This is a genomic window from Bradyrhizobium sp. LA6.1 (assembly GCF_040547805.1).
GTDB lineage: Bacteria > Pseudomonadota > Alphaproteobacteria > Rhizobiales > Xanthobacteraceae > Bradyrhizobium > Bradyrhizobium barranii.
Genome location: NZ_JBEPQK010000010.1, coordinates 176954 through 188138 on the forward strand (window position 1 = coordinate 176954; position 11185 = coordinate 188138).

11 protein-coding genes are annotated in these 11185 nt (G+C 65.8%); 3 read left to right on the top strand and 8 right to left on the bottom strand.

Annotation, left to right across the window (positions count from 1 at the left end):
• Nucleotides 1-29: 29 nt before the first annotated feature.
• Entirely contained in the window at nt 30-839 is an 810-nt protein-coding gene (gene phnC / locus ABIB99_RS24670) for a phosphonate ABC transporter ATP-binding protein (protein WP_354177795.1), read from the bottom strand.
• Between the two features lie 174 nt (nt 840-1013).
• Here phnC and ABIB99_RS24675 point away from each other — a divergent pair, with 174 nt between their 5' ends.
• The 3 genes from ABIB99_RS24675 to ABIB99_RS24685 are packed head-to-tail and all read left to right on the top strand — an operon-like array spanning nt 1014 to nt 3592.
• Nucleotides 1014-1685 (top strand): LbetaH domain-containing protein, encoded by a 672-nt coding sequence (locus ABIB99_RS24675; protein WP_354177796.1) that lies wholly within the window; start codon nt 1014-1016, stop codon nt 1683-1685.
• Entirely contained in the window at nt 1682-2875 is a 1194-nt protein-coding gene (locus ABIB99_RS24680) for an alpha-D-ribose 1-methylphosphonate 5-triphosphate diphosphatase (RefSeq protein ID WP_354177797.1), read from the top strand. The genes ABIB99_RS24675 and ABIB99_RS24680 overlap by 4 nt, the downstream gene beginning before the upstream one ends.
• A gap of 18 nt (nt 2876-2893) precedes the next feature.
• Complete coding sequence (locus ABIB99_RS24685; RefSeq protein ID WP_354177798.1) at nt 2894-3592, top strand: DUF1045 domain-containing protein; 699 nt, start codon at nt 2894-2896, stop codon at nt 3590-3592.
• Nucleotides 3593-3595: 3 nt separating this feature from the next.
• Here the strand turns inward: ABIB99_RS24685 and ABIB99_RS24690 are convergent, their stop codons facing one another.
• From ABIB99_RS24690 to ABIB99_RS24720, 7 genes are all read right to left on the bottom strand, one after another.
• Complete coding sequence (locus tag ABIB99_RS24690; protein ID WP_354177848.1) at nt 3596-4204, bottom strand: hypothetical protein; 609 nt, start codon at nt 4202-4204, stop codon at nt 3596-3598.
• Nucleotides 4205-4287: 83 nt separating this feature from the next.
• Nucleotides 4288-5688 carry a selenium-binding protein SBP56-related protein gene (locus ABIB99_RS24695; RefSeq protein WP_071909224.1) on the bottom strand — a complete coding sequence of 467 codons (1401 nt, stop codon included), beginning with the start codon at nt 5686-5688 and terminating at the stop codon, nt 4288-4290.
• Nucleotides 5689-5980: 292 nt separating this feature from the next.
• Entirely contained in the window at nt 5981-6919 is a 939-nt protein-coding gene (locus ABIB99_RS24700) for a dihydrodipicolinate synthase family protein (RefSeq protein WP_071917085.1), read from the bottom strand.
• Between the two features lie 117 nt (nt 6920-7036).
• A complete protein-coding gene (locus ABIB99_RS24705; protein ID WP_354177799.1) occupies nt 7037-9118 on the bottom strand; it encodes a methyl-accepting chemotaxis protein in 2082 nt (693 codons plus the stop codon).
• Between the two features lie 121 nt (nt 9119-9239).
• Nucleotides 9240-10010: an enoyl-CoA hydratase gene (locus ABIB99_RS24710; protein WP_354177800.1), complete on the bottom strand. Its 771-nt coding sequence runs from the start codon at nt 10008-10010 to the stop codon at nt 9240-9242.
• 11 nt (nt 10011-10021) lie between these two features.
• Nucleotides 10022-10471: a MarR family winged helix-turn-helix transcriptional regulator gene (locus ABIB99_RS24715; RefSeq protein WP_354177801.1), complete on the bottom strand. Its 450-nt coding sequence runs from the start codon at nt 10469-10471 to the stop codon at nt 10022-10024.
• Between the two features lie 45 nt (nt 10472-10516).
• Entirely contained in the window at nt 10517-11170 is a 654-nt protein-coding gene (locus ABIB99_RS24720) for a TetR/AcrR family transcriptional regulator (protein WP_354177802.1), read from the bottom strand.
• Between the last annotated feature and the right edge of the window lie 15 nt (nt 11171-11185).

Below are 11185 nucleotides of genomic sequence, written 5' to 3' on the forward strand. Positions count from 1 at the left end.
ACGCACAATTTGGCAGTTACAGGCGCAGCTCAGGCGGCCGCGGCCGTTCCGAGCGCCGGCACACCCTCAGGCAGCGGCACAGGCATTCCGCCCATGACGTCGGAGGCTTCAAGGTCGTAGAGTTCACGCGCGACGTGGTCGGTGAGCTCGGACGGTACGCCGTCGAACACCACGCGCCCCTGCGCCATGCCGATCAGGCGGTCGCAATAGCTGCGGGCGAGATCGAGCGAATGCAGGTTGCAGAGCACGGTGATGCCGAAATGCTTGTTGATGCGCAGCAGCGCATCCATCACGATCTTGGTGTTGCGCGGGTCGAGCGAGGCGATCGGCTCGTCGGCGAGGATGATGTCGGGCTGCTGCACCAGTGCGCGGGCAATCGCAACACGCTGCTGCTGACCGCCGGAGAGCTGGTCGGCACGCTGGGCGGCGAGCGAGGCGATATCGAACTGCTCGAGCGCCGACATCGCCAGCGCCTTGTCGTGCTCGGGCCATGTCTGCGTCAGCGAGCGCCAGGCCGGCATCGTGGCAAGACGCCCCATCAGGACGTTGGTCAGCACATCGAGCCGGCCAACCAGGTTGAACTGCTGGAAAATCATCGCCGAGCGCGCCCGCCACTGCCGCAGCTCCTTGCCGCGCAGCGCGGTGACGTCGAGGCCGTCGAACAGGATGCGGCCCTGCGTCGGCGTCGCCAGGCGATTGATCATGCGCAGCATGGTCGACTTGCCGGCGCCGGAGCGCCCGATCACACCGACGAAGCCGCCGGGGGAGATTTGAAACGAAGCGTCGTCCACCGCGGCTTTTGCGCCGAAGCGGCACGTCAGACCTTCAACCACCAGCATAAAGGGCTCCAGAGTAGCTGGCTGCCACCGCTAACGCCGGCACTTGACACTTGTGTGACACGCGGATCGCGGTGCGGCGATCCTACACACCTCCTCCCCTGTCATCGCATCGTCATGACATTGTCATCAGGCCGCTCGAAGAGGTACGCCCGCCCTCGACCTATCGGATGTAGCATGGCCGGCAAAACGCTCTCGGTTCAACCGACCATCGACCCTTCGGCGAAGCTGCATGAGACCAGGCTCGGCACCTATACCGAAGTCGGCGCGCGCACGATCCTCACTGAAGTCACGATCGGCGATTACTCCTATGTCGTGAACGACGCCCAGATCACCTACACCACCATCGGAAAATTCTGCTCGATCGCGGCGATGACCCGCATCAATCCCGGCAATCATCCGATGCATCGCGCCACGCAGGCGCATTTCACCTATCGTTCCAGCGCCTACTTCGAAGGCGAGAGCGACGACACCGAGTTCTTCGACTGGCGGCGCCAGCATCACGTCCATATTGGCCACGACGTCTGGATCGGCCATGGCGCGATCGTGCTGCCGGGCCGCAACATCGGCACCGGCGCCGTGATCGCGGCCGGCGCCATCGTCACCAAGGACGTGCCGGCGTACACCATCGTCGCCGGCAATCCAGCGCGCATCGTGCGGCGGCGGTTCTCGGAAGACGTCGCCGGACGGCTGGCCCGGCTCGCCTGGTGGGACTGGGATCACGACAAATTGCGTGAAGCACTGCCCGATTTCCGCAAGCTCGGGATTGAAGATTTCCTCTCGGCATATGAAGCACGGGCAAGCTCCCTCACCCGTTCCCCTGCCAGCAAACGAAGCGCGGTCGCTTGACAGACATCTTCCTTGAGGGCGGCCGGGCCCTGATCGGCTCCGAGCTCGTCGAAACTTCCATTCTGGTGTCCGGCGCGGACATTGCGCAGGTCGATGCCTCTCGCGGCCGTGCGCGGCTGGCGATCGATGCGCGCAACCTGCTGGTGCTGCCCGGCATCGTCGATCTGCATGGCGATGCCTTCGAGCGGCAGATGATGCCGCGCGCCGGCGTCGACTTCCCGATCGACGTCGCGCTCGCCGACAGTGACCGCCAGGCGATCAGCAACGGCATCACCACGGTGTTTCATGCCACGACCTGTTCGTGGGAGCCGGGCCTGCGCAGCGCCGGCAATGCGCGCGCCCTGATGGAGGCGATCGAGCGGCAGCGCCCGCAATTCGCCGCCGACACGCGCTTCCACCTGCGGCACGAGACCTACAATCTCGATGCCGAGACCGAGATCGGCCAGTGGCTCGCCGAGGGCCGCGTCGACCTGTTCGCCTTCAACGACCACATGGACGGCACCGTTGCCGACATGGCCAAGCCGCGCAAGCGCAACCGTATGGTCGAGCGCACCGGCCTCTCGGGCGAGGAATTCGACCGTCTGGTCGAGCGTGTGCTTTCGCGCGCCAGTGAAGTGCCGGCTTCCGTGTCGCGGCTCGCCGCAACTGCTCGCGCGGCCGAGGTGCGGATGCTCTCGCACGACGATGCGACGCCGGCGATGCGGCAGGAGTTTCGCGAGTTGGGCGCTGACATCGCGGAGTTTCCGATCAACGAGGAGACCGCGCGAGCGGCCGCGTCCGCCGGCGATGCCATCGTCTACGGTGCGCCGAATGTCGTGCGCGGTGGCAGCCATACCGGCTGGACCCGGGCGTCCGACATGATCGCGAAGGGGCTCTGCTCGGTGCTGGCGTCGGACTATTATTATCCCGCGCAGCTGCTCGCCGCGTTCCGCCTCGCCGCCGACGGCGTGCTGCCGCTGACCGAGTCCTGGAACCTGGTGTCCGCGGGACCGGCCCGCGCGACCGGCCTTGCCGATCGCGGCGTGCTCGCGGAAGGACGCCGCGCCGACATGCTGCTGGTCGACGACAGCGTGCCGCTGCGGCCGCGGCTGATCGCGGTGGTATCAGGCGGAAAGCTCGTGCATCTCACCGATGCGACGCGACTGCTCGCTGCGGCGGCGACGCCGCGCGAGGCTGTTGTTGCGGCCTGAACCGGTTATGCTCGGGCAATGACAGATTTTCCCCGCTACGCGATCTACTTCGCAGCCGGCGCCGACAGCGCCCTCTCCCGCTTCGGCGCCAAGCTGCTCGGCTATGATGTCTACACCGGTGAGGAGATGCCGTTCCCTGCCGACGCATCGCGTGTTGCGCCGGACTGGCGCGACGTCACGGCCGATCCCCGCAAATACGGTTTCCACGGCACGCTGAAGGCGCCGATGGCGCTGGCGCCAGGCAGGACTGAAGCCGAGCTCGTCGCAGCATGCGTGGCCTTTGCCGGCAAGGCGCGGCCGATGCCGTCAATCCGTCCGGTCGTCGACTCCATCAGCGGCTTCATTGCGGTGATTCCGACCGAGCCGGTGGGTGCGCTCCAGCAACTTGCGGCCGATTGCGTCCGCGAATTCGACGACTTCCGCGCGCCCATGACGGCGGAAGACCGCGCGCGGCGCAAGCCCGACAGGCTCACTGAGCGTCAGCGCGACTATCTCGACCGCTGGGGTTACCCGTACGTGATGGAAGAATTCCGCTTCCACATGACGCTGACGGGACGGCTGGATGCGGAACGGCGCGGGCCGATCCTGGAGATGCTGCGCGCGAGGTTTGCGGCGCTCGGCCTCGAGACGCTGGTGATCGACCGGATCGCGCTGTTCAAGCAGGATGATACCAGGGCGCGCTTCCGCTTTGTCGGCGAGTGGGCGTTGGCGAAGTAGGCCTCAGCGCCAGCTCGCGAGATTGAAGGCGAGCGCCACGGCGCCAACCAGAATGAGGCTGGTCGCCCAGATTGCATCCAGATTGAACCAGCTTCGCGAGACGAACCTCAATCCCAGATAGCGGTAGACCAGCCACGCCAGACACCCGCCGGCACTGACCATGGCGACAACGTGCACCAGGGACACCAGCACCGCCATCCCGAGACTTGTCTTCAGAAGACTTGCCTTCATCAGCGCGCCCGCCGCCTCATGGCCGGCATCGAGCTCGAACGCCTGGCAGAGCCCGAGATAGATCGGCACGAGCATCAAGGCCGCGCCGTGAGCAATGGCAACGGCGAATGACCAGAGCGCCAATTGCGTTGGCGGAATTCGTGCCAGCGTGCGCGGATGGCGCCGCTCGATCAGCCGATAGACACCGAAGCCGATAACGAGAAGGCTCGCGCCGAGCTGGATCGAACGCTGCCACTCGGCCAGCACGAGCAGGAACGCGAATGGCAGCAGCACGAGAAGGGTTGCCAGGAGATGTCCGGCCGCCAGAGCCCACAACGCACGGAACAGCGCGCGCGGGCTCTTGTCCATGAGCCCGGCCGACACGGCGAGCGGCCATCCCATTCCCGGATTGACGCCGTGATAGAGACCGCTCGCGACAAGAGCGAGCCACAGCCAGCCGAGCGGCCAACTCCCGTGCTGCCAGCCTAGGCCGACGGGTAGCAAAAGGAGTCCGTCGAGCAATCGCCGCCCTCCAGCCTGATCTGGTGCGCACGATATCCGTCGGGGAAGCTCACGAAATAGTCCTTGGCGAGCTCGAGGCCGCCGTCGCGACCGACATTGGCCATGACTTCGACGCCCGGAACCCCATCGGGATAGAACTGGTCATCCCAGGTGGAATACAGCGAATTGGTCCAGTACACGCGCTTGCCGTCGCGGCTGATCTCGACCATCTGCGGCCCGGCCGCAAATGCCTTGCCGTTCGGATGGGGGGTGCGGCGCGCGATGCCGCCGATGTGAACCGAGCCCGCAAGCTTCGGCTTTCGCGGATCGCTCACGTCGTACTGGCGCATTTCACCCGTGCCCCAGCACGAGACATAGAGAAACCGGTCATCCATCGACAGGTCGATGTCGGTCACCAGCGGCGGCACGGCGCCAAATCCCTGCAGCAGCGGCGGGAGCTGCTCCTTTGGCGCGGGTTCGGGCGGAATCGTCGCCGTCTTCTCCGCGTGGAATTTTCCGCCTTCGCGCCACCAGGTCCAGATCGATGCTTCGAGGTTGGTGGTGTCGACCACAACGCCAACGAAGCCGTATTCGCGAACCGGATCGTGCGCGGGCCGCACCTCCAGCGCCATCTGATGATTGGCGCCGAGGTCGATGGTCTGCACGTTGCGACGGGCGCGGAGATCCCAAAAGTGGAGACGATGACCATATTTGTTCGCCAGCAGATCCTCCGCGACGATCCCGTTCTCGAACTGCGGCGGCAACGCCCATTCGCTCGTCACCATGTAGTCGCGCGGCAGGTTCCACCAGAAATCATAGTGCAGCGTCTGCGGACCGCGGTCGATCTCCCACCGTCCGAGGACCTCGAACGTCTCGCAATCCATGATGAAGACGCCTGGAGGCCCGTTGGTGCCGTCTTTGCCGCCACCGCCCAGCGTGCTCACATAGACGCCGTCCGGCCCGCAATGGATAGTATGCGGCCGCGAGTAGCCGGTCTTTTTGAAGATTTCCTCGGGCTCGATGATCTTATGGATTTTGGCTTTGGTCGGATCGGGCTTGGTATCGATGATGTAGATCCGCGACGAGCGTATCCCGGGGATGATGAGATAGCGCCGCTCGATGAAGGCGTGTCCGGCGAGCGGCGACAAGGCGGAGGAGCAGGCGTTCCAGCCGAAGTGATGAAACTCATCGCCCTTGTTGGGCATCGTCACCGTGTGAACGATTTGGCTGTAGGTTGGCGATCCCGGCTTGACGTCGATGACCGCGAGAGCATCCGGCTTTGAGAAATCCGGACTGAGCAGCAGCGTGTAGGCAAAGTTCTCCGCTGGCGCTTCCATCGCCAGCTTGGGCGATGCGTGAAAGGTGGGATCCGGCCTCATCGTCATGGCACTGCCTCCCTGTTTCGTCGGCTCGCTCCAACCTGGCTCGGAATAGCGGCATAATGAAGAGCTGCTCAGCGACGTCTCGAGAAGCTCCGCGGACCTGGTTGGCGAGCGTGCAAGGAGCGTACAATATGTCATCGCCGGCGTGCGGAAAACCGCCCGAACCGCGCCAATTCGACGCCCTCAGCCAGACGGAGGCCAGCGGGATCAGGCCAGCGCGCACCTCACACTCGGCGTCGCCCCCGCGAAGGCGGGGACTGCCGAGAGACCTGGCGACAACCGAGTGGGTGCGGCGCTACTTGCCCCACCGCAACGCCAGCGCATCCCGCTCCTTGGCGAGCTCCAGCAGCCCAGCCCGCGTCGCCGGGTGCAGCGGCTGGAGCGGATGCCGCACGGCGTCCGATTTGATCACGCCGCCGGCCTGCATCATGGCCTTGCAGGCGATCAGGCCGCATTGGCGGTTCTCGTAGTTGATCAGCGGCAGCCAGCGCTCATAGGCGGCCTTTGCCTCCTCGCGCTTGCCGGCGAAATAGGGATCGATGATCTGGCGGATACCGTCGGGATAGCCGCCGCCCGTCATCGCGCCGGTGGCGCCGGCGTCGAGATCGGCGAGCAGCGTGATGGCCTCTTCGCCGTCCCACGGGCCTTCGATATCCTTGCCGCCCGCCTCGATCAGGCTGCGGAGCTTTGCCGCGGCGCCCGGCACCTCGATCTTGAAATAGCGGATGTTGGCGAAGTCGCGCGCCAGCCGCGCGAGCAGCTCGACCGACAGCGGCGTTCCGGCGACAGGCGCGTCCTGGATCATGATGGGAATGTTGATCGCGCCCGAGAGCACCTTGAAGAATTCGACGATGCCCTTCTCGGGTACGCGGAAGGTCGCGCCGTGATAGGGCGGCATCACCATCACCATGGCGGCCCCGGCCGCCTCCGCCTGCTGGCTACGCGCGGCGCAGACGGCGGAGCTGAAATGCGTGGTGGTGACGATCACGGGAACCCGGCCCGCGACATGCTCCAGCACCGCATGCATCACGGTTTCGCGCTCGGCATCGGTGAGCACGAACTGCTCTGAGAAATTGGCGAGGATGCAGAGACCATTCGAGCCCGCATCGATCATGAAATCGATGCAGCGGCGCTGGCCCTCGAGATCGAGCTCGCCGCGCTCGTCGAAGATGGTTGGCGCGACCGGGAACACGCCGCGATAGGGGCGCTGGGCGTTGTGTGGGGTGACCGGCATCGAACTCTCCATCCTTGATACGTCTGTTGCTGCACTCCCGCAGCGCCACAGATGTACCCGCCGCGTGAAGCGGCGGCAATGCCGTTCGCGCGACGCCCAGACGGATGACGATCGACGTTATGCGGTCTTCACGGCCCCCAAAAAGCCTTCGACCGCGACGCGAAGACGATCGGCATCGCCCGACATCTTCTTCACGGATTCGGACAGCACCGTGCCGGCATTGCCGGTTTCCTGGTTGAGCCTGGCGACGCTGCCGATGGTGTCGGTGACCTCGCGGGTGCCCTGGGCGGCCTGCTGGAAGTTGCGCGAGATCTCGGTGGTGGCCGCGCGCTGCTCCTCGACTGCGGCTGCGATCGCCGTCATCTTCTCGTCGATGCCGCTGATGGCACCCCCGATCGAGCGAATGGCGGTCACGGCCTGGCCCGTCGCGCCCTGGATCTCCTCGACCTGGCGCGAGATTTCTTCGGTTGCGGTTGCGGTCTGCGCGGCGAGGCTCTTGACCTCACCGGCGACCACGGCAAAGCCGCGGCCAGCCTCGCCCGCACGCGCCGCTTCGATGGTCGCGTTCAGCGCCAGGAGATTGGTCTGGCCGGCGATGGCGTTGATCATCTTCACGACCTCGCCGATCCGGCTCGCGGTCTGATCGAGGATCTCGACCGTCGCGTTGGTCCGCTCGGCCTGCGACACCGCCTCGCGCGCCTCGCGGGCGCTCAACTGCACCTGTGCAGAGATCTCGCCGACGGATGCGGAGAGTTCCTCGGTCGCGGCCGCGATGGTCTCGAGATTGTTGGTGGCCTGCTCGGCTGCGGAAGAGACTGCCGCGGTCTGGCTGGTCGACTCTGATACCAGCGTGCGCACATCGGTCGCGGTGGCATCGAGCTCTCTCGCCGACGCCGCGACGCTGTGGATCACCGCCTGCACGGTGTCGTCGAAGCTGCGGCACGCGTCGTCCACGGTGCCGGAGCGGGCGAGTTGCAGCGCCTGTTGCGATTCGCGTTCCTGGCCCAGCCGCTCGGCAGTCGCCGCGCTCTCGCGCAGGCTCTCGAGCGCGGCAGCCATGGTGCCGAACTCGTCGGGATATTTCGACTGCGGCACCGGCGTCGCGTAATCGCGGGCGCTGATTCGCGCGATGGCGTCGAGGATGGCGCGGACCGGGCGCATCAGGCGATTGCGCACCACGTAGACGCCGGCGAGGGTCACGGCGAGCGCGAGCAGAAACGCGAGCGACTGCACGATGAGGTTGGTGAGCGCCTTGGTCTGCACGGCCTCGGCACGCGCGATCGACTGATCCAGCGCCTTGGTCGCGACCCCGACAATGAGCGGGAACGGCGACTGGCAGAGCGTATTCCACTCCGAAGCGGGCATCGCGGGCTTGCCGCTGCCGTCGAGATTCTTGGTGAGATCGCCGATCTGCTTCAGGACGCCATCGGTCTTGGTCTTCGCGTCCGACGCTGCCGTCACCAGCTCCGCCGTCACGTCGGGCGCAGCCAGCAACTCGGCCATGCCCGCCCAGCCGGAGGCGATCGTGCCGTCCCATTGCGCCACCGACCGCTTCTGAACGTCGTCGAGCGGCTTGCTGCTGTTGATGTTCGAGCGAAGCGACGAACAATGGACCCCATAGCGGTCGCGCACCTGCCAGGCGAAGCGGCGGACCTGGATCATGCGCGCGATGTAGGGATCGTTCATCCAGGCGCGGTTCGACACCGCGGTGGAGGCGAGGTTCGCTGTGTCGATGACCTTGGTGACGGCGTCGTACCAGGAATTGGTCCGCTCCATCTTGCGCTCGGCGCGCGGAAGCTTGGCCTCGTCGTAGAACAGCTGGAATTGCGGCGCGGCTTCGTTCCAGCGCTGCTTCAGCGTGCTGGCGAGCTCGTCGCGGCGTGCGAAATCGACGGTCGCGAGCGCGGTGCTGATCCCTTCATAGCCGCCCTGCTCGGCCTTCTCGGCTTCGGCGAGTTTTGCCTTGGGATCGTCCTCGCCAAGGATGGCGCTCTGGGCATCGCCACGATTGTTGCGCAACGCGAGCACGCCATGGAAGATCGCCTTGTCGGCAGCGGCGAGCCGCGCCGTCTCGAGACTGTCGCTGTAGCGACCGAACGCTCCGAACATCTGGATCGCCGTAGAGGCCAGCGCACCGGCGGCCAGCAGGGCCATCAAGGTCAGGAGAAGCGAGCTTACCGATTTCTTAAACATTACCATGAGTCAGGGGGCCTGCATTGTACTGCCGGCCACCCTGCATCGCGACATGCCAAGGATCGGTTAAGGTTTTAGTCAAATTGCCGGGAGTGCCCGGTCTGTAAGCGCTTTAAGACTAGCGAAATCAGGCAACCTTGGTGAAATCCGGCGGCCGGCGCTCGGCGAAGGCGGTGAACGCCTCGCGTGCTTCCGCCGTGCGCAAACGCTGCGCGAATTGCTCGCCTTCGGCCTGCATCTGCGCGACCAGCGCCTCGCCATTGCGCATCAACTTCTTAGTCGCAGTAAGCGCGCCGGCCGGCTGGCGGGCAAGACGCTGGGCGAGCGCGAGCGCCTCGGCATCGAGCTTGTCGAGCGGCACCACACGGTTGGCAAGGCCCCATTCCAGCGCCGACCTCGCCGGTACGATCTCGCCCAGCGCGAACATCTCGTAGGCGCGGGCGTAGCCGATGCGTGCCGGCATCAGCAGGCTGGAGGCGGCCTCCGGCACCAGCGCGAGGCTGACGAAGGGCGTCGACAATTGCGCGTTGTCGGCGAGCACCACGAGGTCGCAATGCAGCAGCATCGTGGTGCCGACGCCGACGGCGCGGCCCTGTACGGCCGCGACCAGCGGCCGCGTGCAGCGCGCCAGCGACTGGATGAAGCGGACGACGTTGCGGCTGCCTTCGGACTTGCCGGCTGCGACGGCGGCGAATTCGCCGACATCGTTGCCGGCGGTGAACATGTCACCCTCGCCGCGGATCAGGAGCACGCGGGCGGACGGATCGAACTCGGCGGATTCGATGGTGTCGGCGAGCTTGCCGTACATCGCATCCGTCAGCGCGTTCTTCTTGTCGGGGCGCGCCAGCGTGAGGGTGAGAATTCCGTTGTTGTTCTCGATCCGGACGTGCTCGGTCATGGGTCTCTCCTTTATTCGTCTGAAGGTCTTGGAAACTTGTCCTGAATGCTGGTCAGCCAGCGCGCGACGATGTCGATCTCCGCGTTGGTAAATCCGTCCGTCAACGCGGCGTTGATCTGCGCCGCGTCGGTCTTCGCCTGCGCCAGCACGGTGCGCCCCTTCGGCGTCAGCCATACGCGCCAGGCCCGGCCGTCCTCGCGATCGGCCCGCCGCTCGACCAGCCTTGCCGCAGCACTACGATCGACGAGGCCTGAGATGCCGGCCGGCCCCATGTCGAGTGCCGCGCCGGCCTCGCCCATCAGCACGCCGTCCTGCTTGCCGAGGATGAACAACAGCCCCGCCTGCGCCGGCGTGACCTCGTTCTGCGGCTGCGCCGCCATCCAGCGCTGCAAGCGGCGTTGTGCGACGTTCAAGAGGTAAATAAGCCGATGATGCCTCGCTGCGGCTTCTTTATTTCGCATGCGAAATAGATAACCGAGCCGAACCGGATTGTCAAAGGGAGACGGCTACGCGGCGCGGCAGCCATCGAGGAACAGGGCCGCGCAGGTCTGCACGCGGCGCTCGATCTGCTTGCGTGACGGCAGCGGCATGCCGCCATAGATCGCCGCGCGCTGCGGCGCCGATGCGACCATGCCGATCAGCATGCCGGCAACTTCCTCCGCATCATCGATGGCGATGCGCTTGCGCTTGACCTGGACGCGCAGCCAGCCCGCGAGCGTCCTGACGGTGCGGGAAATGCCGTTGTTGTAGAAGTTGGCCGCGAGCTCGGGGAACGCGGCGGATTCCTGCAGCACCATGCGCTGCAACGCCACGACCTCCGGATCGAGTGCGAGATCGGCGCAGGCCAACAGCGCGGCACGCAGGCCTGTCTCGATATCGACCTCGTCGCTTCCTTGCAGATCGACGGCGGAGAGCAGCCGCTCGAGCCTGTCCGCGCACATCGCCTCGAACAGTGCGGCCTTGCCCGGAAACAGGCGATAGAGCGTCTTGGTCGAGATGCCGGCGCGGCGTGCCAGCTCTTCGGTGCTGGTCGCGGCATAGCCGTCGACGGCGAAGGCGTGGCGCGCGGCGTCGAAGACGATCCGCCTCGTCTCCTCGTCGCTGCGCAGTTGCGGCCGCCCGCGGGGGCGGCATTCACCTGAAGGTCTTGCCTGAGCCATGCTTTTAAATGACGC

Excerpts from the sequence above, each read along its gene's own strand:
- phnC (WP_354177795.1), bottom strand. The coding sequence starts at position 839 with ATGCTGGTGGTTGAAGGTCTGACGTGCCGCTTCGGCGCAAAAGCCGCG.
- ABIB99_RS24685 (WP_354177798.1), top strand. The coding sequence starts at position 2,894 with ATGACAGATTTTCCCCGCTACGCGATCTACTTCGCAGCCGGCGCCGAC.
- ABIB99_RS24675 (WP_354177796.1), top strand. The coding sequence starts at position 1,014 with ATGGCCGGCAAAACGCTCTCGGTTCAACCGACCATCGACCCTTCGGCG.
- ABIB99_RS24715 (WP_354177801.1), bottom strand. The coding sequence starts at position 10,471 with ATGCGAAATAAAGAAGCCGCAGCGAGGCATCATCGGCTTATTTACCTC.
- ABIB99_RS24720 (WP_354177802.1), bottom strand. The coding sequence starts at position 11,170 with ATGGCTCAGGCAAGACCTTCAGGTGAATGCCGCCCCCGCGGGCGGCCG.
- ABIB99_RS24690 (WP_354177848.1), bottom strand. The coding sequence starts at position 4,204 with ATGGGATGGCCGCTCGCCGTGTCGGCCGGGCTCATGGACAAGAGCCCG.
- ABIB99_RS24700 (WP_071917085.1), bottom strand. The coding sequence starts at position 6,919 with ATGCCGGTCACCCCACACAACGCCCAGCGCCCCTATCGCGGCGTGTTC.
- ABIB99_RS24705 (WP_354177799.1), bottom strand. The coding sequence starts at position 9,118 with ATGGTAATGTTTAAGAAATCGGTAAGCTCGCTTCTCCTGACCTTGATG.
- ABIB99_RS24710 (WP_354177800.1), bottom strand. The coding sequence starts at position 10,010 with ATGACCGAGCACGTCCGGATCGAGAACAACAACGGAATTCTCACCCTC.
- ABIB99_RS24695 (WP_071909224.1), bottom strand. The coding sequence starts at position 5,688 with ATGACGATGAGGCCGGATCCCACCTTTCACGCATCGCCCAAGCTGGCG.